The organism is Desulfobacterales bacterium, assembly GCA_030066985.1.
GTDB lineage: Bacteria > Desulfobacterota > Desulfobacteria > Desulfobacterales > JAHEIW01 > JAHEIW01.
Map to the genome: position 1 here is coordinate 83418 of JASJAN010000023.1, position 24611 is coordinate 108028.

The 24611-nt window shown below is 49.2% G+C and carries 25 protein-coding genes; 14 read left to right on the forward strand and 11 right to left on the reverse strand.

Annotated elements, in window-relative coordinates; all coding sequences use genetic code 11:
* Window positions 1-24: 24 nt before the first annotated feature.
* Complete coding sequence (locus tag QNJ26_13210; protein MDJ0986493.1) at window positions 25-729, forward strand: ABC transporter ATP-binding protein; 705 nt, start codon at window positions 25-27, stop codon at window positions 727-729.
* 72 nt (window positions 730-801) lie between these two features.
* Here the strand turns inward: QNJ26_13210 and QNJ26_13215 are convergent, their stop codons facing one another.
* From QNJ26_13215 to QNJ26_13230, 4 genes are all read right to left on the reverse strand, one after another.
* The gene (locus QNJ26_13215) at window positions 802-1521 is read right to left on the reverse strand and encodes an ABC transporter ATP-binding protein (protein MDJ0986494.1); all 720 of its coding nucleotides are present in this window, start codon (window positions 1519-1521) and stop codon (window positions 802-804) included.
* A 23-nt stretch (window positions 1522-1544) separates the two neighbouring features.
* Complete coding sequence (locus QNJ26_13220; protein MDJ0986495.1) at window positions 1545-2318, reverse strand: ABC transporter ATP-binding protein; 774 nt, start codon at window positions 2316-2318, stop codon at window positions 1545-1547.
* Between the two features lie 61 nt (window positions 2319-2379).
* A complete protein-coding gene (locus QNJ26_13225; protein ID MDJ0986496.1) occupies window positions 2380-4221 on the reverse strand; it encodes an ABC transporter permease in 1842 nt (613 codons plus the stop codon).
* Between the two features lie 238 nt (window positions 4222-4459).
* The gene (locus QNJ26_13230) at window positions 4460-5692 is read right to left on the reverse strand and encodes an ABC transporter substrate-binding protein (protein ID MDJ0986497.1); all 1233 of its coding nucleotides are present in this window, start codon (window positions 5690-5692) and stop codon (window positions 4460-4462) included.
* Window positions 5693-5885: 193 nt separating this feature from the next.
* On the opposite strand from QNJ26_13230, the gene QNJ26_13235 reads away from it, so the two are divergent.
* Entirely contained in the window at window positions 5886-6740 is an 855-nt protein-coding gene (locus QNJ26_13235; GenBank protein MDJ0986498.1) for an NAD(+)/NADH kinase, read from the forward strand.
* A 384-nt stretch (window positions 6741-7124) separates the two neighbouring features.
* Here QNJ26_13235 and ahcY read toward each other — a convergent pair whose 3' ends face one another.
* The gene (gene ahcY / locus QNJ26_13240) at window positions 7125-8381 is read right to left on the reverse strand and encodes an adenosylhomocysteinase (protein MDJ0986499.1); all 1257 of its coding nucleotides are present in this window, start codon (window positions 8379-8381) and stop codon (window positions 7125-7127) included.
* A gap of 122 nt (window positions 8382-8503) precedes the next feature.
* A complete protein-coding gene (gene metK / locus QNJ26_13245; GenBank protein ID MDJ0986500.1) occupies window positions 8504-9667 on the reverse strand; it encodes a methionine adenosyltransferase in 1164 nt (387 codons plus the stop codon).
* 646 nt (window positions 9668-10313) lie between these two features.
* Here metK and fdnG point away from each other — a divergent pair.
* The 4 genes from fdnG to QNJ26_13265 all read left to right on the forward strand — a co-directional run bounded on the left by fdnG (window position 10314) and on the right by QNJ26_13265 (window position 17359).
* A complete protein-coding gene (gene fdnG / locus QNJ26_13250; protein MDJ0986501.1) occupies window positions 10314-13379 on the forward strand; it encodes a formate dehydrogenase-N subunit alpha in 3066 nt (1021 codons plus the stop codon).
* Window positions 13380-13393: 14 nt separating this feature from the next.
* Window positions 13394-14113, forward strand: a complete 720-nt coding sequence (locus QNJ26_13255) for a formate dehydrogenase (GenBank protein ID MDJ0986502.1) — start codon at window positions 13394-13396, stop codon at window positions 14111-14113.
* A 237-nt stretch (window positions 14114-14350) separates the two neighbouring features.
* The gene (locus QNJ26_13260; GenBank protein ID MDJ0986503.1) at window positions 14351-15232 is read left to right on the forward strand and encodes a formate dehydrogenase accessory protein FdhE; all 882 of its coding nucleotides are present in this window, start codon (window positions 14351-14353) and stop codon (window positions 15230-15232) included.
* A 237-nt stretch (window positions 15233-15469) separates the two neighbouring features.
* Window positions 15470-17359, forward strand: coding sequence for a cytochrome c biogenesis protein CcdA (locus QNJ26_13265; protein MDJ0986504.1), 1890 nt, complete (start codon window positions 15470-15472; stop codon window positions 17357-17359).
* Between the two features lie 134 nt (window positions 17360-17493).
* Here the strand turns inward: QNJ26_13265 and QNJ26_13270 are convergent, their stop codons facing one another.
* From QNJ26_13270 to QNJ26_13290, 5 genes are all read right to left on the reverse strand, one after another.
* Complete coding sequence (locus tag QNJ26_13270; protein MDJ0986505.1) at window positions 17494-17976, reverse strand: TlpA disulfide reductase family protein; 483 nt, start codon at window positions 17974-17976, stop codon at window positions 17494-17496.
* Window positions 17977-17999: 23 nt separating this feature from the next.
* Window positions 18000-18599 carry a peroxiredoxin gene (locus QNJ26_13275; GenBank protein ID MDJ0986506.1) on the reverse strand — a complete coding sequence of 200 codons (600 nt, stop codon included), beginning with the start codon at window positions 18597-18599 and terminating at the stop codon, window positions 18000-18002.
* A gap of 19 nt (window positions 18600-18618) precedes the next feature.
* Window positions 18619-18921 carry a hypothetical protein gene (locus tag QNJ26_13280; GenBank protein MDJ0986507.1) on the reverse strand — a complete coding sequence of 101 codons (303 nt, stop codon included), beginning with the start codon at window positions 18919-18921 and terminating at the stop codon, window positions 18619-18621.
* 36 nt (window positions 18922-18957) lie between these two features.
* The gene (locus QNJ26_13285; protein ID MDJ0986508.1) at window positions 18958-19194 is read right to left on the reverse strand and encodes a hypothetical protein; all 237 of its coding nucleotides are present in this window, start codon (window positions 19192-19194) and stop codon (window positions 18958-18960) included.
* Window positions 19195-19324: 130 nt separating this feature from the next.
* Window positions 19325-19933, reverse strand: a complete 609-nt coding sequence (locus QNJ26_13290) for a cytidylate kinase-like family protein (GenBank protein ID MDJ0986509.1) — start codon at window positions 19931-19933, stop codon at window positions 19325-19327.
* Between the two features lie 233 nt (window positions 19934-20166).
* Between QNJ26_13290 and QNJ26_13295 the strand changes: the two genes are divergently transcribed.
* The 8 genes from QNJ26_13295 to QNJ26_13330 all read left to right on the forward strand — a co-directional run bounded on the left by QNJ26_13295 (window position 20167) and on the right by QNJ26_13330 (window position 24605).
* A complete protein-coding gene (locus QNJ26_13295) occupies window positions 20167-20379 on the forward strand; it encodes an AtpZ/AtpI family protein (protein ID MDJ0986510.1) in 213 nt (70 codons plus the stop codon).
* Complete coding sequence (locus QNJ26_13300) at window positions 20366-20752, forward strand: ATP synthase subunit I (GenBank protein ID MDJ0986511.1); 387 nt, start codon at window positions 20366-20368, stop codon at window positions 20750-20752. Before QNJ26_13295 ends, QNJ26_13300 begins: the two co-directional genes overlap by 14 nt.
* Before the next feature lie 11 nt (window positions 20753-20763).
* Complete coding sequence (atpB, locus tag QNJ26_13305; protein MDJ0986512.1) at window positions 20764-21438, forward strand: F0F1 ATP synthase subunit A; 675 nt, start codon at window positions 20764-20766, stop codon at window positions 21436-21438.
* Window positions 21439-21441: 3 nt separating this feature from the next.
* Complete coding sequence (atpE, locus tag QNJ26_13310; GenBank protein MDJ0986513.1) at window positions 21442-22416, forward strand: ATP synthase F0 subunit C; 975 nt, start codon at window positions 21442-21444, stop codon at window positions 22414-22416.
* Window positions 22417-22543: 127 nt separating this feature from the next.
* Window positions 22544-22795, forward strand: a complete 252-nt coding sequence (atpE, locus tag QNJ26_13315) for an ATP synthase F0 subunit C (GenBank protein MDJ0986514.1) — start codon at window positions 22544-22546, stop codon at window positions 22793-22795.
* Window positions 22796-22840: 45 nt separating this feature from the next.
* On the forward strand, window positions 22841-23296 hold the full coding sequence (locus QNJ26_13320) for an ATP synthase F0 subunit B (GenBank protein ID MDJ0986515.1): 456 nt from the start codon (window positions 22841-22843) through the stop codon (window positions 23294-23296).
* On the forward strand, window positions 23293-23880 hold the full coding sequence (locus QNJ26_13325; GenBank protein ID MDJ0986516.1) for an ATP synthase F0 subunit B: 588 nt from the start codon (window positions 23293-23295) through the stop codon (window positions 23878-23880). The genes QNJ26_13320 and QNJ26_13325 overlap by 4 nt, the downstream gene beginning before the upstream one ends.
* Window positions 23881-23927: 47 nt before the next feature.
* Window positions 23928-24605 carry a cytidylate kinase-like family protein gene (locus QNJ26_13330; protein MDJ0986517.1) on the forward strand — a complete coding sequence of 226 codons (678 nt, stop codon included), beginning with the start codon at window positions 23928-23930 and terminating at the stop codon, window positions 24603-24605.
* The last annotated feature ends 6 nt before the right edge of the window (window positions 24606-24611 follow it).

Genomic DNA, 24611 nt, shown 5'->3' on the forward strand with positions numbered 1-24611 from the left:
ATCAGGAGGAATTTTACCATGGCAATGCTTGAAGTTGAAGGAATCCACACCTATTACGGACATATTCACGCTCTCAGGGATGTGTCGGTAAACGTCGAAGAGGGCGAGATTGTAACCATCATCGGCGCCAACGGTGCGGGTAAAAGCACCATGCTCAAAACCACCAGTGGCCTGTTAAGACCCCGTAAAGGTTCGATTCGCTTGAACGGTGAGGACCTCACCCAGCTTAGGCCCCACAAAATCGTCGCAAAAGGCGTGGTCCAGGTGCCTGAGGGCCGCCGTATTTTTGGAACCCTGACGGTTATGGAAAATCTGGAAATGGGCGCCTTTATCAGCAAAGACAGCCAAAAGAACAAAGACAACCTGGAGCACGTGCTGGAGCTTTTCCCGCGGCTTAAGGAGCGCAGCAAACAGGTGGCCGGCACTCTCTCCGGCGGTGAGCAGCAAATGCTGGCCATGGGCCGTGCCCTGATGGCAAACCCCAAGGTGCTTTTGCTGGATGAGCCTTCCATGGGGCTTGCACCGGTGCTGGTTGATGACATTTTTGAAACCATTAAGCAGTTACACGCTGCCGGAACCACCATTTTGCTGGTGGAGCAAAACGCGCGCATCGCCTTACAGGTGGCCAGCCGCGGCTATGTGCTGCAATCGGGCTCGGTGGTGCTGAGCGATAGCGCCGAAAACCTGGAGAAAAATGAAATGGTCCGCGAGGCCTATTTAGGTGAGTAACAGAGATTAGTGCAAGTTCCTTCCTCAGATTCACAACCGCTTTTTAAAACCTACTATTTCTGACTTCTGTCGCTATAGCGCGCAGTATTTTTCGTATGCTTCCTGAGAGAGATGGTCGATGTCGCTTTCATGGTAGATACTGCCCTGATAGACAATATAAGCGCGATCGCACACACTGCGGGCAAAACTCAGGTTCTGTTCAGCCAGTAAAATGGACACGCCCTCGGACTTGAGTCGTTGAATGGTGCGGACCAGTTGTTCGACAATCACCGGCGCCAGCCCCTCGGAGGGTTCATCTAAAATAATCATTTCGGGATTGCCCATCAGTGTGCGGGCAATGGTTAACATCTGCTGCTCGCCACCGCTAAGGTTGCCGCCGGGCTGATTGCGTCGTTCGCCTAAATTCGGAAACAACTCAAACAGGCGCTCGGCTGTCCAGGGCTCAAGACCTTCACGCGGCGGCTGTCTGCCGACTTCAAGATTCTCCAGAATGGTCAGCCTGGAAAAGATGCGCCGGTCTTCGGGTACGTAACCCAATCCCAGGGCACAAATATTAAATGGCGGCAGCCCCTGGATCGCTTGATCTTTGAAAGTAATGGTACCACTTTTAGGCGAGACGATACCCATTATGGACTTTAAGGTGGTTGTTTTGCCGGCACCATTGCGGCCAAGTAAAACATTGACTTCACCACGATGGACCTCAAGGGCCATATCGAATAATATCTGGGCCTTGCCATAAAAGGTGTCAAGGGATTCTATCTTTAGCATGATCTCTTTCGCGTCTGTTGGCATGACGACATCTCATAAATTGACATTTACGGTACATCCTTTGGTGCACCGGTGGTTTGGCCACTTCCCAGATAGATCTCTTTGACTTTTTCGTTGACCTGCACTTCAGCCGGAGAGCCCTCGGCCAACAGCTCTCCTCGGCTTAAGACAATGATGTGATCGGCATGATTAAAGACCACATCCATGTCATGTTCAGTGAATAAAGCACCCATATCTTGCGAGCGCACAATATCTGTTGTCAATTCCATCAGGTTTTGGGCCTCAGCCCGACCCATACCCGCTGTGGGTTCATCCATGAGCAGTAATTTAGGTTTATTGGCCAGTGCAACAGCCAACTCCACTCGTTTCAGGTCTCCGTAGGCCATGACACCGCAGGCCCGGTCGGCTTGATCGGCGATGCCCAGCATGTTGAGCAATGCCATGGATTCATCCACATAAAGTTGCCTGACCGGTTTTGAAAGGGATTTGGTGCGCTTGTGATAGGAAAGAAGAGCCATCTGAACGTTTTCAAGCACCGACATGGAAGCAAACGTAGAGGTCACCTGAAAGGTACGTCCGACCCCAAGATTCCAGACATCTCTGGGTTTGCTGCCATTGATCTTATTGCCCATGATGACAATCTCGCCGTGGTCCGGTCGCAGTTGCCCGTTGATGAGATTAAAACAGGTGGATTTCCCGGCCCCGTTAGGCCCGATCATGGCAAGCATTTGTCCGCTTTCCAGACTAAAACTGACATCGACAACGGCTTTGACGCCGCCAAAAGCTTTATACAGATTTTGAACTGTTAAAATCTCTGCCATGATATAATTTTCTGATTTTCGTGCTTTTGTGGTTGAACGATCCTTCTTGTCTTCGAACCCGTTAATCCTCAAAATACTTGCCGAAGCGATTATGAATGGAGCCGGCAATTCCCTGTGGGAAGGCCACCACAAGCAAAATAAAGATCCCGCCAAGAACCAGCTGCCAAAAATCAAAGCGTGCGATTTTATCTCGCAGCCACGTAAAGGCGGCCGAACCAGCCACCGGTCCAAAAAGGGTCTCGATACCGCCCAGCAGAATCATAAACAAAAAATCAAAAGATCGTGGAATGGCCATTACATCCGGAAATACACTGCCCTTTGAAAAGACATAGAGCCCCCCGGCAAGTCCGGCAAACACACCGGCCAAAGTAAACGCCAGCCACTGGTACCGTCGCATGTTGATCCCAATAGAATCCACCCTGAGCGCAGAATCCCGGCAGGCACGCAGGGTATATCCAAATGGCGTAAATATAAAATAACGCAATAGCAGAATGCCGCCGATACACAGCACCATGGTCAGATAGTAAAAAACGACCTTTTCGCTGGCCCAGGCTGATGGCCAGATGCCCAGGATCCCGTCATCCCCGCCGCTAAACGCACCCCATTGAAACACAATCGACCAGCAAATTTGAGCAAATGCCAGCGTGAGCATTGCCAGATAAACACCCGACAACCGAACGCAAAACCACCCGATAATCAGGGCCAGCAGCCCTGCGAATAATGGTGCCAGCAACAAGGCCAACTCCATGGGCGTTTGCGCATAGTGCACCATCAAAGCAGCAGCATAGGCACCGCCTCCGAAAAAGGCCGCATGCCCGAAGGACACCATCCCACCGGGGCCCATCATAAAATACAGGCTCATACAGGCTAGCGCCAAAACAGCAATTTCAGTAAGCAGCACCAATCCAAAGGAGCCTATAAATATGGGCAGGAACACTAAGGCAACCAGGAGCGCCAGACCCAGTAACTTTATTTTTTTGGATGCGGGTTTTAGCATCGCAGCAGAAGTTTTTGATTCGTCATGCCCCCTGATTTCAGCACTGCCCAACAAACCGTGGGGCCGCACGATGAGCACTACGGCCATGACCAGAAATGTCAAAACTAAGGTACTTTCCGGAAAAACCAGCACACCAAAAGCACTGAGCACACCAATAATGACTGCTGCCAGGTAGGAACCGGGTATGCTGCCCATTCCGCCGACCACCACAACGACAAAAGCCGCCGCAATGATGTTTAAATCCATCAGCAGATTTGCTCCTCCTTTAGGAAGCTGTACGGCGCCGCCCAGTCCCGCCAGACATGAGCCCAGAAAAAACACACCGGTGAAAAGACGGCTTTGATTTACCCCCAGAGCGTCCGACATTTCGCGATCTTCTGTGGCCGCCCGAACCAAAATGCCCCAGCGTGTTCGATATAACAACAACCAGAGCCCAACTAAAACTAACGGCGCCATCATAATCAGGACAAGATCATATTGCGGGAATAAAACGCCCATTATATCAATACTGCCGGCAACTCCCGGTGCCTGTTGCCCAAGAATATCCTCAGCACCAAAGAGCCAACGAGACAGATCCTGAATGATTAAAACCACGCCAAAGGTTGCAAAAAGAATGAAGAGCTCCGGTGCGCGGTACAAGCGCCTTAACAGGAACATTTCCAAAACAACGCCGACCAATCCCACAATCAGGGCTGCCAACAAAATCCCGGCCCAAAAGAAAATCGCCCCCTGAGGTAAGGTAGCGATCAAAAAATAGGCGATATATGCGCCCAGCATGTAGAACGAACCGTGGGCCAGATTAACAATCCGTAAAACACCAAAAATCAAAGAGAGGCCGCAGGCAACCAAAAAAAGAGCAGATGCATCTGATAGTCCGGTCAGAAACTGTACAAGGTAGAAACCCAAATTGTCATCCTATAAGATGATGTTGATTATTTGAGAGATGCGGTTTCTAAGTGCTCAGGAAACAATATTATTCATGTCCTTTGTCAGTGGCCAGTTGTCCGTTGCAATGCCCGGAGTTTCAACTAAGCCCCAACGGACCACGGACAACGAACAACTAACGTACCGGGGTTATTTTTAAGTTTCAGTTTAACCTAATAGCCCGAATCAAACGGCATGCGGTAGAAATTTAGTGACCCAATTATTGCGGCCTCAGTTTCATGACTTCGGCGTCGCTGGGTAAATAATTTTTGCCGTCTGCATAGCGCCAATCAGTCATAATGCCTTTGCCGTCTCTGAGAGCAGTGTGCCCCACATAGGCACCCATGGTCGACTGATGGTCAATTTTACGGTAGGTAATCGGGCCGATGACGGATTCAAAGGACAATCCTTCCATGGCATCGACCAACTTTTCGGTATCTGTTGAACCGGCCTTCTTAAGCACATGGTAAACGGAATACATGGCATTGTAGCCCACGATCGATCCGGTGCGTGGGTAGTCATTGAATTTTTTTTGATAGGCCTCAACAAACTTGCTGTGGACCGGCGTCCGGATATCATACCAGGGATAACCGGTTACCAGCCAGCCTTCAGGCGCCTCGTCTTTTAAGGGATCTAAATATTCGGGCTCACCGGTCAACAGACTCACCACAGAGACGTCTTTAAAGAAGCCTCTTAGCTTGCCTTCGCGCACAAATTTCGCCAAATCACTTGCAAACGTCACATTATAGACGGCCTCGGGCTTGGCATCTGCCAGGGCCTGAATTTCAACACCTGCGTTGATTTTGAACAGCGCTGGCCACTGCTCTGCTACGAATTCCACATCCGGCCGTTTGGCTTTCAATATCTTTTTGAAAGAGGCAACCGCATCTTTACCATAGGCATAGTTTGGCGCAATTGTGGCCCAGCGTTTGGCCGGCATTTTGGCAGCTCCGTCGGCCAGCATGGCCGCTTGCATATATGTTGAAGGACGCAGACGAAAAGTATAGCGATTGCCTTTTGCCCACACCACCGCATCTGACAAAGGTTCGGCAGCAACATAGAGGATCTTATTTCGTTTGGCAAAATCCGTTAACGCCAGTCCTACGTTGGACAGAAAGGAGCCCATCAGCATAACAACGTTATCCTTAAGAATCAGTTCTTCTGCTATGGTCACCGCGGTTCCCGGTTCACCCGCATCATCACGAGAAATAACCTCAAGCTGTTTGCCCAAAACGCCCCCGGCAGAATTGATCTCTTCTAAAGCCAGCTGCCAGCCATTTCGATAAGGAAAAGTGAAACTGGTGAGTTTGCTGTAGGTTTGGATCTCACCGATTTTAATTGTGTTGTCCGTGGAGACATCAGGTTTAGAAGATAGCCAGAATATTAAGGTGCCTGCGATGAGCAAAATCAGCAATGCCAACATCGCAGATTGAAGAATCTTAGCTTTTTTCACCCGCGAATCTTCCTTTCTCATATTAGGTCAATAATGTGCTAACTAACTATGCGATCGCTTTTTGATCTGTCAAGAAAAATGAAAAAGCTGCAAAACCGGGCTTTTGTGAGCATTGAAAAACATCTTGCTGTTTTTGTATCAAGTTTGTAAGAATAACCAGAAGAATCCGTTTCAAAGGAGTTGATTGAACGCTTTGAAAAAAATAGGACTGGTCGTTAAATCAGATGCCAAAGCCCAAAAAAAGGCCGATGAGCTTGAAGCCTGGCTGCAGTCCAAAAAAATTGAAACTATCCGTAAAAAGACTGTAGAATCCGGGCAAAAAAACGACAACACCAGCATATCATCCCCCCCTTCAGATGTGGGCTGTATTTTTGTGCTGGGCGGAGATGGCACTTTCTTGAGTGCGGTCCGCTGGATCGGGGATGAGGATATTCCCATTCTGGGGATAAAATTCGGCCAGGTGGGTTTTCTGGCGGAAATAGCAGAAGAGGATCTTTACGCTGCCGCCGAAAAGGTGCTGCGAGGTGATTTTATATTGCGATCCCGCATGCGTCTGTCAGTCAAGGTAAAACGTAACGAAAAAACCAGGGCACGGGAGACTGTGCTCAATGATGTGGTCATCAACAGAGGGGCCCTGGCGCGGTTGGCCCATATTGAAACCCACATCGACGACCATTATCTGACCGCATACAGCGCTGACGGTTTGATAGTGGCAACGCCGACAGGCTCGACCGCCTATTCATTGGCTGCCGGCGGTCCGGTCATCCATCCGGCGGTTCCCGGGATCATCTTAACACCCATCTGCCCCTTTACCCTCACAAACCGGCCCTTAATAGTTCCGCAATCCGCAAACATCAAGATAAAACTGGCCAAAGGATCTTCGGATATCGTCCTGACCTTCGATGGACAAAAGGGATTGGAATTGAATGACCAGGATGAGATTCACATTAAAAAAGGATCTCATCCGGTGAATTTGATCACTCTGCCGGAGCGGCAATATTTCGACATATTAAAAAATAAGTTAAAATGGTCGGGGGGCCGCGCTTAGTTTTTGATTATAAATGGATCTTTTTCCGATATGCTGCGTTCTCCGCAAATTTTTACCTTCGACGTACTTCAAGTACGCCTCAGATAAAAATTCTTGTGCGGCCTTGCCTATCAAAAAAACCTCTCATTTATAATTCAAAAACTACATATATCTATTTTTGATATTTTAGGAATATAAAAAAGGCTTTTTGTGAGGCTACAAAGGGTAGCCCACAAAAAGCCTTTTGTAATATATTTCTTTTGGTTTTTGATTCAGAAATGAGGGATTTTGCCCAAGATCAAGGAAAAATCAGATTTTATACCGGAGGCATACTTGTAGTATGTCGAGGATTAAAATCTGATTTTGACAAAGATATTGGGGAAAATAGCCATTTCTGGTCAAAAACTACGTTCCGATGTTCCATGATGCCAGATACTGCTTCTGCTCGGCGGTCAACCGATCGATTCGGGTCCCCATGGCTGCCAGTTTTTCCTTGGCGATTTGCTTGTCTATTTTTTCCGGCACCGGATACACCTGTTTGGCCAGGGGCTTTTTATTCTTGATCATAAACTCGATGCTCAGCGCCTGGTTGGCAAAACTCATGTCCATGACACTCGACGGATGGCCTTCGGCAGCCGCCAGGTTAATCAGACGGCCCTCACCCAGCACATTGATCCGACGCCCATCTTTGAGGGTAAATTCTTCGGTAAAGGGTCTGATCATGCGCCGGGATTTGGCCAGCTTCTCCAGACCGGCCAGGTCCAGCTCGACGTTAAAGTGACCGGAATTGGCGACGATGGCACCATCTTTCATAGTGGCAAAATGATCCTTGCGGATCACATTGATATTGCCGGTCAGGGTACAGAAAAAATCACCGATGCGGGCTGCCTTGCTGATCGGCATAACCGTAAATCCGTCCATGACCGCTTCCAGTGCCGGCAGCGGATCGACTTCGGTGACAATGACGTTGGCTCCCATGCCGCGGGCCCGCATGGCAACACCGCGCCCGCACCATCCATAGCCGCAGACCACAAATTGGGTCCCGGCCAGCAGGCGGTTGGTGGCCCGCACAATGCCGTCCACAGTGCTTTGACCGGTACCATAGCGGTTATCAAAAAAATGCTTTGTCTGCGCGTCATTGACCGCTATGATCGGATACTGCAAAACCCCGTCAGCAGCCATACTTCTGAGCCGGATGATACCGGTTGTGGTCTCTTCGGTCCCCCCTCGAACATGGGCTAAAAGTTCGGTGCGTTCGGAATGCAGGGTTGATACCAGATCGGCACCATCATCCATGGTAAACTGCGGTTTGATGTCCAGCACTGCATTGATGTGTTTGTAATAGGTCCGGTTGTTTTCGCCCTTGATGGCAAAAACCGGTATCTTGTTGTGTTTGACCAGGGATGCAGCCACGTCATCCTGGGTGCTCAGCGGATTTGAAGCACATAAGACCACGCGGGCACCACCGGACTTAAGCGTCTGCATCAGGGAAGCCGTTTCGGTTGTGACGTGCAAACATGCGGCCAGGCGCACCCCTTTGAGCGGTTTTTCTTTTTCAAATCGTTTTCGAATGCGGTTTAAAACCGGCATGTTCTGATTGGCCCACTCAATTCGCAGGGCACCGTCTTTGGCATACTTGATATCCTTAACATCATATTTCATCAGCAATCTTTCTCCTTCAGAAGTTTCCTGACCCGAGAGCCAGGCTTAGATTTTACACCGAGAGGCGGTAATCGTAGTCAGATAACGCATGGCATAGCCAAGTTTTGTGGGACAGCAGCGCTCTACAGACCCGCCTTTTCTTTTAAGATCTCGGCCATATCGGTTTTTTCCCATGAAAACTCAGGCTCGCTGCGGCCAAAGTGGCCATAGGCTGCTGTCTTGCGGTAAATAGGTCGTAATAAATCCAGATGCTCGATAATAGCTGCCGGTCTCAAATCAAACACCTCAGAGACGATTTCCTCCACCCTCGATTTGGGAATCACGCCGGTACCCATCAGATCAACCATTACGGATACGGGTTGGGCCACACCGATGGCATAGGCCACCTGAATTTCACATTTTTTCGCCAAACCTGCCGCAACAATATTTTTGGCAATATGGCGCCCCATATAGGAGGCGCTGCGATCCACCTTGGATGGGTCTTTGCCTGAAAAGCAGCCGCCGCCATGGCTGCCCTGGCCGCCATAGGTATCCACGATGATTTTGCGACCCGTCAAACCGCAGTCTCCCATCGGACCGCCGATCACAAATCGCCCGGTCGGATTAATGAAATAGCGGGTATCCCCGTCGGTCATTTCCTGCGGGATAACTTTTTTGATGACTTCCTCGATAATGGCATCTTTTAAATCGTCATAGGACACATCCGGTTTATGCTGCGCAGACACCACCACCGTATCCACCCGTTTGGGCGTCCCGTTTTCATATTCAATAGTGACCTGGGATTTACCGTCGGGTCTTAAAAAATCCAGGGCACCGTTTTTGCGGACTGTGGCCAGACGATTGCACAATTTATGTGCGTATGAAATCGGCATCGGCATCAGTTCCGGTGTTTCATCGCTGGCAAATCCGAACATCAAGCCCTGATCTCCGGCGCCCTGTTCTTTATGTAAACCCTCGCCGGTGTTGACGCCCTGAGCAATGTCCGGCGATTGGCGGTCGATGCTGGTAATCACCGAGCAGGTCTGGCAGTCAAACCCCATCTGGGATGAGCAATACCCGATATCACGAATGGTATCCCTTACGATCTGCGGCATATCGACATAACAGTCGGTGGTAATTTCACCGGAAATAAAAGCCAGCCCTGTGGTCACAAGGGTTTCGCAGGCGACCCGGCAGTTTTTATCTTGAGCCATAATTGCATCCAGAACAGAATCTGATATGGCATCGGCGACTTTATCTGGATGGCCTTCCGTCACGGATTCGGAGGTAAATAAATATTTTTCCATATAGCTCTCCTTAAAGGAATTTCAGAGGTTTGATCAAGACTATAAATTATTAGTTTAGCTGAAATCCAAAAAATAAGCAAAATAAAATTGGTTGAAAGTTTAGGTTCTTAAATCAACTTAGCTAATAAGTCAACCTGAGGGATTATGGTCTCATTTGGGCATTTTGGCTACAACTCATGGTGGATGCTCGTTGGTTTTTAACTGAACCATCATCGTTTGTTGGATTCCATCTTGACACGTTTTTCATAAAACGGTATTAGAATTTTGAATTGCCTAGTTTGCAATTTTCTCATCTCAAGCATAAATCTGTTCGGTATTCTGTTACAAGCAGGCGTAGCAGCAAAATACGCTTAATAGCTCCCGAACCGATATCTCGTTGCAACAGATACACTTACACCTCTACATGAACATATGATCTTTTCCAATAGCAGCTAACCTTTTGAAAAATTTTTTAAAATTGAACAAGCACCTACTTATCAGCGACTAAAGCAGGCGGTTTTCGACATTATGGGCTGTTACACCAAGAGAAGTAATAGCCGTTTTAAGGTTTCGTTGGCTTTTGATTACCGGCAACGCCGCTAGTAATTCACAGAGCGCATATTGATTATTAATCATTAACGGTTAACAAAAGAAAGGAGGAGCTCTTATGAAGATAAACCGACGGGAGTTCATCCAGATCTCAGGAGCGGCAGCCGCCGGTCTGGCCTTAAGCAGTTGCGCCGGCAAGGGGGGGATGATGGCGCCCGCCAAGGCCGAAGCCAGAGCGCTCCAGATCCAGGATGCCAAGGAGACCACCACCATCTGTCCCTACTGCGCGGTGGGCTGCGGTGCCATTGTGCATACCGCTACAACCGGTAAAAAGCGCGCCATCAATGTTGAAGGTGACCCGGGCCATGTGATCAATCGCGGAACGCTGTGCTCCAAGGGAGCGGCCCTGCGGCAGCTTGCTGAAAACGACCAGCGGATCACCCAGCCGATGTACCGGGCCCCCTATTCCAAAGAATGGAAAAAAGTTGACTGGGATTGGGCGCTGACAAAGATTGCCCAGAAGGTAAAAGCCACGCGTGATGCCACCTTTGAGGCCCGCAATGCCAAAGGCCAGGTCGTCAATCGAACCATGGGCATTGCCTCGGTAGGTTCAGCCGCTCTGGATAATGAAGAGTGCTGGACATATCAGGCGTTGATGCGCGCGATTGGGTTGGTCTATATCGAACATCAGGCCCGTATCTGACATAGCGCCACTGTTGCGGCTCTGGCAGAGTCGTTCGGACGCGGCGCGATGACCAATCACTGGATTGATATTAAAAACAGTGATTGCATTATGATCATGGGCAGCAATGCTGCCGAGAACCATCCCATATCCTTTAAATATGTCAACGAGGCCCAGAAAAACGGCGCTCAACTTATCAGCGTCGATCCACGTTTTACCCGCACCTCGGCACGGGCGGATATGTATGCACCCATGCGTGCGGGAACCGATATTGCCATCCTCGGCGGCATGATCAAGTACATTCTCGAAAACAAACTTTATAATAAGGAGTATGTCGCAGCTTACACCAATGCGCCGTTTATCGTCGGCAAAGACTACTCTTTTGATGACGGCATGTTTGCCGGTTACAACAAGCAGACCCGAACGTATGACAAGAAAAAGTGGGCTTTTGAGATGGATGCCAACGGGGTTCCCAAAAAGGATCGCACCTTACAGCATCCGCGCTGTGTGTTTCAGATTTTAAAAAGGCATTTCGATCGCTATAATATCGCACTGGTTTCTAAAATCAGCGGCACGCCCCAGGCCGATCTGAAGAAAATTTATGAAACCTACGGCGCCACCGGCGCCAGGGGCAGAGCCGGAACCATCATGTACGCCATGGGCTGGACCCAGCACACAGTGGGCACCCAGAATATCCGCACCATGGCCATCATACAGCTGCTGCTGGGCAACATGGGTGTCGCCGGCGGCGGGGTCAATGCTTTGCGCGGTGAGTCCAATGTTCAGGGCTCCACCGACCATTGCCTGCTGTGGCACATCTGGCCTGGCTATCTGAAAACCCCGCGGGCATCCAACTTTTCTCTGGCGGCCTATAACCAAAAATGGACGCCCAAGAGCCAGGACCCGCTGTCGGCCAACTGGTGGCAAAATTATCCCAAGTATTCCATCAGTCTGCTCAAATCGTTTTTCGGCGACAACGCTGTCCCAAAGAATGATTATGGCTATGACTGGCTGCCAAAAGTCGATGACGGCAAGCATTATTCATGGTTGGATTTGTTCGATGAAATGTACAAAGGCACTTTTAAGGGCTTTTTCGCCTGGGGCCAGAACCCGGCCTGCAGCGGTGCCCATGCCGGTAAAACCCGCGCAGCTTTGAAAAACCTGGACTGGATGGTCAATGTCAACATTTTTGACAACGAGACCGGTTCTTTCTGGCGCGGCCCGGGTGAGGATCCCACCAAAATCAAAACCGAGGTGTTTTTCCTGCCTGCGGCGGTCTCAATTGAAAAAGAGGGCAGCGTTACCAACAGCGGGCGCTGGAGTCAATGGCGCTATGAAGGCCCCGCGCCCCTCGGTCGCAGCCGACCCGACGGCCAAATCATCATGGATCTGGGCAATAAAATCAAAGCCCAGTACAAAGATGGCGGCACCTTTCCTGAGCCGATCCACAATTTGAAATGGGATTACCTGTCCAAAGGAAAATACGACCCCCATGCGGTGGCCAAGGAAATCAACGGCTATTTTCTAAAAGATGTGACGGTCAAGGGCAAAGCCTTTAAGAAGGGATCGCTGGTCCCCAGCTTTGCCTTTTTGCAGGCTGACGGTTCGACCTCATCGGGCAACTGGCTGTATTGCAACAGCTACACCGAAAAGGGCAACATGGCCGCGCGCCGCAGTACCAAAGATGCCTCCAACAATATTGGGCTGTATCCGGAGTTTTCCTGGTGCTGGCCGGTCAACCGGCGCATCATATACAACCGCGCCTCGGTGGATCTGAAAGGACAACCCTGGGACAAATCACACTGGGTCATTAAATGGGACGGCGCCAAATGGTCCGGCGGAGATGTCCCGGATGGCGGCTGGCCGCCATTGGGCAGCTTTGAAAACCCCAATCCCAAAGCCCGGCATGCCTTTATCATGCGCAAACACGGCCACGGCCAGATATTCGGACCCGGCCGCGCTGACGGCCCACTGCCGGAACACTACGAACCGATGGAGTGCCCGGTGGAGAAAAACTTTATGAGCTCCACTTATACCAACCCCACGGCAGCAGTTTATGGGACTGAAGCGGATGTGTATAAAACCTGTGACCCAAGGTTTCCGTTTGTGGGCACCACCTACCGGGTGGTGGAACACTGGCAAACCGGTGTCATGACCCGCAATCAGCCCTGGTTGCTGGAGATGCAGCCCCAGGTCTTTGTGGAAATTAGCGAAGAACTGGCTGCCCTCAAGGGCATTAAAAACGGCGAGCGGGTTCTGGCCACCTCGGCCCGGGGGCAATTGGAGTGCACAGCCATTGTTACCAAGCGGTTCAAACCGCTGAAGGTAGCCGGTCAACTGGGTGCTGAAGTCCATCAGGTGGGCTTCCCGTGGTGTTTCGGATGGCAAAAGCCGGACAGCGGCAAGGAAGAAAGCGCCAATCTGCTGACGCCTTCCACCGGTGATCCCAATACCCGCATACCCGAAACCAAGGCCTTTATGGTCAACATACAGAAGGTATAGAAGGAGGTGATCGCATGAGTAAGTCATTTTTTATCGATACCACACTATGTACGGCCTGCAGGGGCTGTCAGGTGGCCTGCAAGCAGTGGCACGATCTGCCTGCAGAAGAAACTGAAAATCGCGGGACTTACCAGAATCCGGCCGATCTCTCCTTTGACACTTACAAACTGGTAAGAATGAATGAGGCGGTCATCGGCGGGCAGCTGAGGTGGCTGTTTTTCCCGGACCAATGCCGCCACTGCCTTGAGGCACCCTGCCTGGAGACTGCCGGAGATCCGGCTGCCATCTATTATGATGAGCCATCCGGGGCGGTGATTTATACGGCAGCAACCAAAAACCTGGATGCAGCTGAAATCATCGAGTCCTGCCCCTATAACATCCCGCGCCAGGCCCCCGATGGCACTCTGGCCAAATGCGATATGTGTTTTGATCGGGTGGCCGCCGGAATGCTGCCGGCCTGCGTCAAGACTTGCCCGACGGGTACCATGAACTTTGGGGAACGCGCCGAGATGCTGGATCTGGCCAAAAGCCGGCTAGCGGTGCTCAAAAGAACCCACCGGGAGGCCATGCTGCTGGATCCGGACGACATTCGCGCCATTTTTATGGTCGCCTATGATCCAAACCTATATCATGAGAATGCGGTGGCGTCTCATTCGGGCGCCGGCATTTCACGACAGGTAGCGTTGAGGCGCATGTTGCGGCCATTGAAAAATTTGATGCCGCACATCGTTTAAATCAACTCGAACCAACCACACAACAAAGAGGGGAGACGGTTTTACCGCCTCCCCTTTTTAATTTCAATAAGGTATGATAGGCTCTTTTTAGGTTTTATTTTTATGGTTTCAGGTGTCAGGTTTCGGTTTCAGGATGACGAACCTGATGAAGTTGAGAATTATCAGAATCCGCATTGTGTCGACATTCTCTGACACCTGACACCTGACAACTGAAAACTGATACATATAGGAGAACACATGACAGTTGATTTGGCCATCACCTCCCAACAAGTACAGCAGGCAGTTGCCGCCCTCAAAAAACTGCGACCGACCTATTCAGATCTTTTGAATTTTTACGAAAAAATTTTTGTGGCCCAGGAGGATTCCAAAAGTCAAATCAATATAGATCCTCTCGAGATCAGCGAGGAAACCCTGGCCCTTAAAAAAAAGGAAAAATTTTCGCTGATTGGGATATCAGAGTTTGTCGTCGACCAGGATTCTGCAACTGCCTTATTAAGACAGCTCTGCCAGATTGCTGAAACGACCAACAACGAGATGGCAGCTGCCGCCCATGCCATCGTAGATGCCATAGATGACGGCAAATTGGATCCGCACCCCGTGTTCGCGGCCCTGCTCAATGCGGAAGATGCTTATTTTAAACAGATCGAAAAGGACATGGGCGTTGAAAAAAAAGTCCTGGCCTTTATGGCTTACAACAGCATCAAACCCTCTGTTGTTCAATGTGCCCAGCAGCTGGCATCTTATCTGGACTCAGACGACCCGTGGGATAAAGGATTTTGTCCTGTATGCGGCAGCTCCCCGGGGTTATCGCTGTTTGATGATGAAGGCCAACGCGCTCTATTTTGTGGCTTTTGCTGGCATCAATGGGCGGCACAGAGAATCTATTGCCCATTTTGTGAGAATAGAGACAACAAATCGTTGCATTATTATTTTAGTGAAAAAGATAAAAATTATCGCATCGATGTTTGCGACAACTGCAAAACATACCTGAAGGCCATTGACCAGCGACAAACAAGTCGCATAATTTATCCACCTTTGGAATTTGTAGCCAGCTTACATCTGGATATCAAGGCCCAGGAGATGGGATTTAAAAGCGGCATTCAGCTAAAGCTTCAGTAGGTCAGGTGTCAGGTTTCGGGTGTCAGTATTCAAAAGCCCCGCCTTTGGTGATCCGGTATCAGGATTATGGTGTCAGGGAACCTGCGACTGATATCAGGCAGCAAAGCAGACATGCAACCGTTATAACTAATAGGCTATAAAGGCTTATAACAGGCCACCGAAGGCCTGACACCCGACACCTGACACCTTTATTTTAATGGAACCTTTGTAACGATAATCAACCATATGAAACGAATAATGTTGACATTCAGTATAGGGCTGCTCCTGATGACCGTGGTGCCGCTGACTGCGGGTGCCACAGACCAGAAAGATGGCGGCAATTTGCTGCAGGATTCAGGTGCACCGGTCGCAGATGTGGTTCAGCTGCAAACCGCCTGGTCAGTGGACCAGGCGCGTCCTGGTGATACGGTGTCGCTGGCGATTATATTTGATATTAAAGATGGATTTCACATAAATGCTGACGCCAGTCAAATCCAGCCCTTTGAGGATTTCAAACCCTATCCCACCAAAGTTCAGGTTTTGACAGCAACCAACGGTGTGACCATTGCAAGCGCCCGATTCCCACAGGCCAAACCTTTCAAAGTGGACTACGCCAGCGGCGACCTGATGTCGTTTGACAGCCGCACGGTGGTGACCCTTTCGATCAATTTAGCTGAGCAGATCGCAATGGGAACAATCAATTTGGATATCCAGGTCGAATATCAAGCCTGTTCTGACCGCTATTGCCTATTTCCGGAAAAAAAGCGCTTGAACCCAACCCTGTCCGTGGTTGATTCTGGAACGCCTGTCACCCGTGTCAATAGCGAGCTTTTTTCCGATCTGGCGATCGACACTGGTGCTTCGGAGGCGGGTGGGGTCAGTTTTAGCTTGTTTGGTTGGAAATTTTCAGTCAACCCTAGGTCGGGGTTCGGGCTGATAATGCTGCTGATTGTAGCCGCTTTCGGCGGTATGCTGCTGAATTTGACGCCCTGTGTCCTGCCGTTGATCCCGATTAAAATTATCAGTCTGTCTCATGCTGCCGAGGACCGTCGCAGGTGTTTTTTGCTAGGAGTTATCATGTCGCTAGGCGTGTTGGCGTTTTGGGCCGGCCTGGGTATCCTGATCGCACTGGTCAGTGACTTTACCGCCACCAATCAATTGTTCCAATATCCGCTGTTTACCATCATTGTAGGTGCCGTCATCGCAATCATGGCAGTGGGGATGTTCGGCTATTTTTCAGTGCGCCTGCCGCAATCAATCTACATGATCAATCCCCAGCATGACAGCCTGAAGGGATCCTTCGCACTAGGCATCCTGGCCGCGATCTTATCGACACCCTGCACGGCGCCTTTTATGGGCGCAGCCGCGGCCTGGGCCGCTACGCAGGCACCGTTGATAACACTATCCACCTTTACAGCCATCGGTGCCGGGATGGCCCTGCCGTATTTGGTGCTCTCAGCGGTTCCCAATCTGGTCAATCGCATGCCCAAAACCGGGCCGGCCAGTGAGCTCATCAAGCAAGTTATGGGACTGTTTATGCTGGCTGCAGCCGCCTATTTTATCGGTGTCGGGATCAGCGCCCTGCTGAGTTCACCCCCCAATCCGCCGAGCAAAATGTTCTGGTGGCCGGTAATGGTTCTGATAGCGGCCGGAGGCGCCTGGCTGGCCATAAGGACGCTGCAACTGGCTTCTCAAAAAGCAATTAAAATAATTTTTGTCGGCCTGGGCCTCATTTTGATTGCCTTGCCGCTCTGGGGTGCGGTGCGACTCGCGGACAAGGGGCCCATTGATTGGATCCATTATACTCCCGAACGTTTTGAAGAAGCCCTCAAAAACAAAAAGGTGGTGGTGATGGATTTTACGGCCGAATGGTGCTTGAACTGCAAGGCCCTTGAGGAGAGCGTTCTTCACAATCGCCAGGTAATCAATGCCCTGTCAAAGGAAAGTGTCATCCCGATGAAAGTCGACATTACCGGCAACAACCCGGCCGGCAAAATCAAACTCAAAGTCGTTGGCAGCCTAACTGTCCCCTTGTTGGTGGTTTTCGCACCCGATGGCCAAACAGTATTTAAAAGCGATTTTTATACGGTTAATCAGGTAGTGGCGGCAATACGGCAGGCTCGTGGCGGTAAGGAACCGGTCAGGTGAAATATATCAATAGATTTTGAAGGGCAGTTGCAGGTTAGATAATAGAAATTTAGAATGAGTGTTTGCAGGTAGCTTTGCCAAAAAACGCGCAACTAGCAACTCGCAACACGTAACGCATAATGCATAATGCACGATTATCGCTTTAGAAATTGCCGGATCCTCTTGTCTAGCTCCTTTTCAGACCGTCTTCCCCCTAGTTTTTCGACGATCTTTCCATCCTGCACCCAAAATAGCATGGGGATGGCAAATACGGAATATTTTTGAATAGCGTTTTCTCCATACCAGTAAACCGGGAAATCCACCTTCAGCTTGTCTATGATCGGCTGCATTGCTTGCGGCCCCTCTAAATCAATACTGACACCAATGAGTGTTAATCCCCGCGCCTTATACTTTTGGTGTAGTTTGTTTAAGGTCGGCAACTCGTCGATACAGGGTCCGCACCAGGCCGCCATAAAGGTAATCACCTTTTTTTTCTGGCCAGAATAGATCAATTCATCCAGGGCGGCTTCGGAAATTTTTTCAACCGTAACAGCTGCGCTCGCATTGGTTTGGATCGATATTAACAATACCAAAAACAGGATTGCCTTAAGAATGTGCCTACGTTCAATTGGTTTCATCAATATCATCCTGATTGACGCCATTACCAAAGTTTATCCATTTTTTCCAAAGTCGCCGCACACTGTGCCAGATCGGGTCTGACATTGATATCTGAAACCTGGATATCACGAATGACCCCTTTTTTATCGATAAATATCAATGCCCGCTCTGAGACACCATTGGACCGCAACACACCATATTTTTCGGCTACTGCGCCATGGGGCCAAAAGTCAGAGAGAACCGGAAACCACAGGTCACCCATCTGCTTTGTCCAGGCATAAAGGGTGGGGATATTGTCCACCGTAATACCCAGCAAAACAGCATCATTTTCATCAAACATTTGCCGCACAATGTTGTATCCCGGCCACTGATCAGAGCACACCGGTGTCCAAGCTGCCGGCACAAAGGACATGACCACATGTTTTTTGCCGCGATATTGGCTCAAGGTAACGTCGTCGCCTGATACTGCCGGCAACGTAAAATCCGGCGCAATATCGCCAACTTTAACTTTTAATTTACTGTCAATGGGCTTTAATTCGCCCGGATTATAGATATTTTCTTTAAATGCCTCTGAGGCACTGTATGCGGTTGCCATGCTGAGGCACACGATCATGCATGTGAGAATCGATATTATTAGACGCATTTTCAATTCGATCACCTCCTCACTTCAAACCCGAATCCTTGAGCAATCTTTGCAAGAGTTGATCGGGATCTTTGCCGCCACCCACTTTGGAATAAAAGACTTTGTGGCTGCCGTCGTTGTTTATCCGGATGCAAATAAAAAATGGCGTTCGAACTTCACCGATTATTTTGTGAATTGCAAAATTGCCGTCCGGGAAAAGGGGAAATGGAATATTATAAGTCTTTTTAAAATAGCCGACCTCAAAGGAAGAGTTGCCAGCTCCGATACCCAGCAGTTTGACCCTGCCTTTCAAATATTCATCACTTTCGATTTTTTGAAACATTTCATTGATAGAGGGAGCCTCCCTCTGACAGAAAGGTCAGTACATACTAAAGATTTGGATGATAACAACATCAGCTTTTATTTCTGGAATGGAAAAGGCTTCTTTGCCGGTGATCCCCAGATATCTCTGGTGATCACTATTTTTGGGTACCGAAAGGGAAAAATTCGGTAGCACCCCGCCCACGGCAGGCGGTTGGGAATTTGCACTGGCGTAACCAGCGCCCAGAAGCATAAAGCCTAATATTACGGCAACGGTTTTTAAGCTCTTTCCCATGTTTGATGTCCTCCTGAGAGTTATGATGAAGAAAGTCGCGGCATACGCTAAAACAAATCAACAAATACGGAGCACGCAAGTAGGTGTCCTTTGAAAATTAAAAACGCTTTGCTATTCTTTTGATATCAAATCAGTTGTTAACGTTATTACAGATAATTTCAACTGCCTGTTCCACCGATTGCTTGCCCATATCGATGATCAGATCGTACAGACGCGCATCATTCCAGTCCTCATTGAAATAGTGTTTGACGTAGGCACTGGAATCTTTTTCTTCCCTTTCAATTAATTTTTTGGCAGCCAGACGATTGAGGTCATATTCCTGCATGATACTCTCAATTTTCAAGTCCATATCTTTGGTCAGGCGAACATGCAAGGTGTTGGGCTTGCCGCGCAAAATGCATTGCCCGCCCCATCCAAGAATTATGACGTTGCCGGCATCGTATAAGTTCTCAACCAGATTCTTGGTGCTTTCAAAATAGTTGGCATCATCCAGACAACCGTGTTCGCGATCAACCACTTTTTGAACCAGCGTGCAGGTATAGCGATCCATCAGCCGAATGATTCGGGATTGCGAAGTCTGTTTGAAGGTTTCAACCTCGGCTTCCGACAGGTTCAGGTCTTTGGCAATTTCGGCGGTCAGCTTTTTGCCGATATGGTCATATCCTAATTTTTGGGCGGCAACCGCGGCGATTTTTCCCGCATCGCACCCAAATTCCTTGCTGATGGTGATGACCGCCATTTTTATACTCCTTTCACGCCAAAGGTGTTGAAATGCAATTGATTTTCAATACAGATGACATACTGATTATAGGAACCCGCGTGCAACTGTCAAGTTCGGTTTTACGCAATCGGAACGAAGGGAAACTGCTTGCAAAGATTTTGTTGCTATGGTAATCGAAAACGTTTTAAAACTGCATAATGGTTTTCAACTATAAAAAAAATCGTGTCTGGGCCGAGAACCTTTCGGTCGTCATGCAAATCGGCCTGACGATGGCCGGCTGTATACTTTTCTGCTTTTTTATCGGGTTCTATCTCGACAAATGGTTGGGTACCAGAGGTATCTTTATCACCATCTTTATAATATTAGGTGTTATCGGGGGTGCGGTCACCGTTTATCGCCAGATTTTACAAACCCTTAACGACCAGCCGCAAAACAATAACGATTCAAACAATGGAAGCCGTTAAACAAATACAAAAAAAAATCATCCAACGGGCATTGTGGATATCCATCATAGTTGGGCTGGTTTTTATTTTGGCGGGCCATAAACCGGTGGGCAAAGGATTGATTCTCGGCACTCTTTTCAGCGTACTGAATTTCATCTTAATGGCCAAATCCATCGCCATGAAATTCGGCCGGTCAAAACGTCAGATTTTTTCGATTTCCTTGGGCTCGATCATATTCAGATATCTTTTGTTGGCGATCCCTCTGATCGCGGCCGTAAAATTCGAACAGTTCAATTTGGTGGCTGCTGTCGTGGGCGTATTTATGATACAGTTGGTCATTTTGGCGGATCACCTGCTAACCCAAATTCCTACCCTGCGTGGAAAACAAGTTTAGACGTTACCGTTATGGGCGAAATTGGCAGATTGTCACAATTGATCATTCCCTTTTTTGGTTATGACATCACTATAAATCTGAAGGTGATCGTCATGACCTGGCTCGTCTTTGGCTTATTGATTTTGCTCGGTCTTTTTGCCCGCCGTAAAAGAAGCATACTTCCCCGTCCCGTACAGGCGCTGGGGGAACTGATTGTATCTCTCTTATACGACCTCACCGAAGACGCACTTGGTAAAGAGTTGGCTCAAAAATACGCGCCCCTGGTTTGCGCTCTGTTCATGTTCCTGCTGCTTTCCAATTGGCTTGGCATCATTCCTTACTTGGATGAGCCGACCCGAGACCTAAACACAACCCTCGGGCTGGGACTGATCGGCTTTTTTATTGCCCATTACGCCGGTATCAAAACCAAAGGATTCAAGGCGTACAGCAAGGAATATTTCCAGCCGATTTTCTTTATGATGCCGTTGAATCTAATTGGTGAACTAGCCAAAATTGTATCAATTTCCTTCCGTTTGTTTGGCAACATCCTGGGGGGATCAATTATTATTCTGGTGGTTTCTTATCTGACGTTCAGTCTTGTGCTGCCGCCTTTTTTATATGCTTTTTTCGGTCTTTTTGTCGGCACAATCCAAGCGTTCGTATTTACCATGCTTACAGTGGTTTATATCTCGGTTCAGGTGAAATAACAGATGGGATTTGAAGTCGAAACGGTAGTTAAAATAGCGGCCTATGGTGGTGGTGGCATCGCCATGGGTCTTGGTGCAATTGGCGCGGCAGTTGGACAGGGTTATACGGCTGCCAAGGCCAATTTGGCTGCCTCACGCAATCCCAAGATATCCGGTGATATTTTCAAAAACATGCTGGTCGGTCAGGCCATCGCCGAGTCGGCCTCGATTTTTGCCCTTGTGATCACCATTTTACTGCTGTTCGTAAAACCGCCCAGCCCCGGCCTGTTAGATGCCGCTGCGTATCTGGGTGCTGGGCTTTGTATGGGTTTTGGTGCGATCGGATCGGGCATCGGAGCCGGCAATCCGGGCGGCGAGGCCTGTTTTGGATTATCACGGCAACCTGAAGCCGGCTCGCAATTGACGACCAATATGCTCATCGGCTCGGCGGTTTGCCAGACACCGGCGATTTTTGCCATGGTGGTGGCGCTGATGCTCATTTTCATCAAATTCGGCGGCGCGGCAGTGACGCCCACTTGGGCGGCCCTGGTGGGCGCCGGTTTGAGCACAGGTCTGGCGGCTATCGGTTCGGGTTACGGCGGCGGTCTGGCCGCCGGGGCCAGCTGTGAGGGCATCGCACGAACACCGCAGACAGTCACCAATGTTACCACCCTGATGTTGATTGGCCAAGCAGTTGCGCAAACACCATCGATTTTCGGCCTGCTCATCAGCTTTATATTGATGTTTAAAACGTTTCCCGAGTCCGGCCTACTGATGACCCCCATGGCACTTCTGGGGGCCGGGCTTTGCATGGGACTCGGTGGAATCGGGCCCGGCATCGGCAACGGTATGGCCGCCGAAGGCGCGGTGCGATGGGTGGCCCGTAATGTGGAGCACACCAACGATCTGATGCGAATCATGTTGGTCGGCCAGGCGGTTTCACAGTCAACGGCTATTTATTCAATGGTCATCAGCCTGGTATTGATATTTGTTGTTTAAAAGGAAAACCCTGCCTGCCTCGCCGAGGCCTGCGCGCAGGCGGGTTAATCCTGTCTAATTAGAAAAACTTAAAATAAGAATCCAATTCATTTTCATCTTGCGGGACATCTTACATAAGGAGGAAAAAATGGCAATCGAAGGAGCAGAAATTGTAAAAGCAGCAGCATTTATCGGTGCTGGTCTGGCCATGGGATTGGGTGCCATCGGACCGGGTGTCGGTCAGGGCATGGTTGCAGCCAAAGCGTGTGAGGCCATCGGAAAAAATCCCAAAGAAGCCGGCTTGCTGACAAGGACCATGCTGGTGGGGCAGGCAGTCTCCGAATCAACCGGCATTTATTCATTGGTTGTCGCGCTGTTACTTTTATTTGTGGTCTATTAAGACCAACATGTCACAAATCTAACCGCACCGAGTGGAAAACGAAACATGGAGATTGTCAGCAATATTGCGCTTATCAGTATCAACGAAACATTAATCGTTCAGGTGATCTCTTTTCTGATTTTTCTGTTTATTATCAACCGAATTATGTTTCGTCCGCTGCGCCAGGTCATGGATGAAAGAAAATCACACATTGACCAGATCCAGCTGGATATCGACAATGCGCACAGCGAATATGAAAAGCTGACCGATCAGATACAGGCGCACGAAAATGATGTCAGAAATGAGGCCTCCCAGCAAAGGCTGCAACTGACGGCCAAAGGCCAGCAGCAGGCGACGGATATCATCGCATCTACCCGGGAAGAGATAAACGCCATGAAGATCGAGACTGAAAAGGAAGTCGATCTCCAGATTGCAACCGCCCGGAAGCGGGTCCAGATGGAGGCCGAAGACCTGTCAAAACAGATTATAGCCACGGTTTTGCATCGGAGTCAGGAATCATGATGTCCAAAAGACAAATTGTTTCTTATAGCGGCTATGTGTTTGTCGTTATGACAGCACTGATGGTGTGCTGTCCCGATGCGCTGGCAGCCGAAAACACCGAGGACTGGCGCCCCTTATTTGATCTGGTCATGCGATGGCTAAATTTTGCGATCATCGCCATTGTTCTGTTTAAGTTTGGCCGCAAACCGATCAAAGACTTCTTGGCAAACCGCCGCGAAGAGATCGATTACCAGATTAAAAAATTTGAACAGCAAAAAGAAGCCGCGGCCGAAAAAGTTCAAGAAGCAACGAATATATTGAATGAAAGCACCGATCGATTCGAACAGATCAAAGAAAGAATCATTAAAGACGGTGAAAGGAAAAAACAGCAAATCATTGAAAAGGCCCAAGAGGAAAGCCGGATGCTGCTCGAAGGCGCCCAGCGTAAGATCCGAAATCAGATCGTGGAGGCCAGAACTCTAATTCGCTCCGAGCTTATCGATTCTGCCATCGCGCTGGCAGAAAAAAGACTACCCGATGAAATCACTTCAGCTGATGAACAGAAACTGATCGAACACTACATGAAATCGACGACCCGTAAATAACCCCAAAAACGATGTGGTCATGGAAAGAGACGAGGGAAGCTAAAATAATGGCCAAAAAAGAACAATCCGTTGAACAGTTTGTAAAACAACAAATCAGAAAATGGGAAATCCCTGCCCCCAAAGCGGACCAAAAACCGGAGGTGCGCATTTCGGTGATTACTTTGAGTATGGAACCGGGTAGCGGCGGCAGTCTCGTTGCCCAGAAAGCGGCCGAACGGTTGGGGTTTGATTATTTTCATCAGGATATTATTCGAGACATCGCTAAAAGTGCTAAAATACGGGCCAGCGTCATCGATACGATTGAAAAGGAGCGCCTTTCCGGAATAGATGATTTTATTGCCTCCCTTTATAAAAACCAATACCTCTATCCCGGTATCTATATGGAGCACCTCTTAAAGGTGATCAACACGATTGCACAACATGGCCGTGCGGTCATCATTGGCAGAGGTGCCAATTTTATTTTGCCGCCGGAGGAAAGATTCAGTGCTCGCGTGATCGCACCGCTGGAAATTCGCATACAGAATGTTGTGCGTACCTATGGTATCAAAGAGGAAGAGGCCAGACGGCGTGTGATCAGAAGAGAAGCAAAGCGGGGAGCGTTTGTCAGAAAATCCTACGACGCGGACATATCCGATCCTGAAAATTATGATCTAATCATTAATACCGGCAAAATGCCCATTGAATCGGCAGTGGAAGCGATCATAGCGGCTGTCAAAAGAATTTAAGACGGA

Bases quoted from the DNA above. Each gene is read 5' to 3' on its own strand.
- QNJ26_13215 (MDJ0986494.1), bottom strand. From the start codon at position 1,521: ATGCCAACAGACGCGAAAGAGATCATGCTAAAGATAGAATCCCTTGAC.
- QNJ26_13290 (MDJ0986509.1), bottom strand. From the start codon at position 19,933: ATGGCGGTCATCACCATCAGCAAGGAATTTGGGTGCGATGCGGGAAAA.
- metK (MDJ0986500.1), bottom strand. From the start codon at position 9,667: ATGGAAAAATATTTATTTACCTCCGAATCCGTGACGGAAGGCCATCCA.
- atpB (MDJ0986512.1), top strand. From the start codon at position 20,764: ATGGGCGAAATTGGCAGATTGTCACAATTGATCATTCCCTTTTTTGGT.
- atpE (MDJ0986514.1), top strand. From the start codon at position 22,544: ATGGCAATCGAAGGAGCAGAAATTGTAAAAGCAGCAGCATTTATCGGT.
- QNJ26_13260 (MDJ0986503.1), top strand. From the start codon at position 14,351: ATGACAGTTGATTTGGCCATCACCTCCCAACAAGTACAGCAGGCAGTT.
- QNJ26_13220 (MDJ0986495.1), bottom strand. From the start codon at position 2,318: ATGGCAGAGATTTTAACAGTTCAAAATCTGTATAAAGCTTTTGGCGGC.
- QNJ26_13300 (MDJ0986511.1), top strand. From the start codon at position 20,366: ATGGAAGCCGTTAAACAAATACAAAAAAAAATCATCCAACGGGCATTG.
- QNJ26_13210 (MDJ0986493.1), top strand. From the start codon at position 25: ATGCTTGAAGTTGAAGGAATCCACACCTATTACGGACATATTCACGCT.
- QNJ26_13270 (MDJ0986505.1), bottom strand. From the start codon at position 17,976: ATGAAACCAATTGAACGTAGGCACATTCTTAAGGCAATCCTGTTTTTG.
- QNJ26_13325 (MDJ0986516.1), top strand. From the start codon at position 23,293: ATGATGTCCAAAAGACAAATTGTTTCTTATAGCGGCTATGTGTTTGTC.
- QNJ26_13330 (MDJ0986517.1), top strand. From the start codon at position 23,928: ATGGCCAAAAAAGAACAATCCGTTGAACAGTTTGTAAAACAACAAATC.
- ahcY (MDJ0986499.1), bottom strand. From the start codon at position 8,381: ATGAAATATGATGTTAAGGATATCAAGTATGCCAAAGACGGTGCCCTG.
- QNJ26_13255 (MDJ0986502.1), top strand. From the start codon at position 13,394: ATGAGTAAGTCATTTTTTATCGATACCACACTATGTACGGCCTGCAGG.
- atpE (MDJ0986513.1), top strand. From the start codon at position 21,442: ATGGGATTTGAAGTCGAAACGGTAGTTAAAATAGCGGCCTATGGTGGT.
- QNJ26_13295 (MDJ0986510.1), top strand. From the start codon at position 20,167: ATGCAAATCGGCCTGACGATGGCCGGCTGTATACTTTTCTGCTTTTTT.
- QNJ26_13320 (MDJ0986515.1), top strand. From the start codon at position 22,841: ATGGAGATTGTCAGCAATATTGCGCTTATCAGTATCAACGAAACATTA.
- QNJ26_13285 (MDJ0986508.1), bottom strand. From the start codon at position 19,194: ATGGGAAAGAGCTTAAAAACCGTTGCCGTAATATTAGGCTTTATGCTT.
- QNJ26_13265 (MDJ0986504.1), top strand. From the start codon at position 15,470: ATGTTGACATTCAGTATAGGGCTGCTCCTGATGACCGTGGTGCCGCTG.
- QNJ26_13275 (MDJ0986506.1), bottom strand. From the start codon at position 18,599: ATGCGTCTAATAATATCGATTCTCACATGCATGATCGTGTGCCTCAGC.
- QNJ26_13280 (MDJ0986507.1), bottom strand. From the start codon at position 18,921: ATGTTTCAAAAAATCGAAAGTGATGAATATTTGAAAGGCAGGGTCAAA.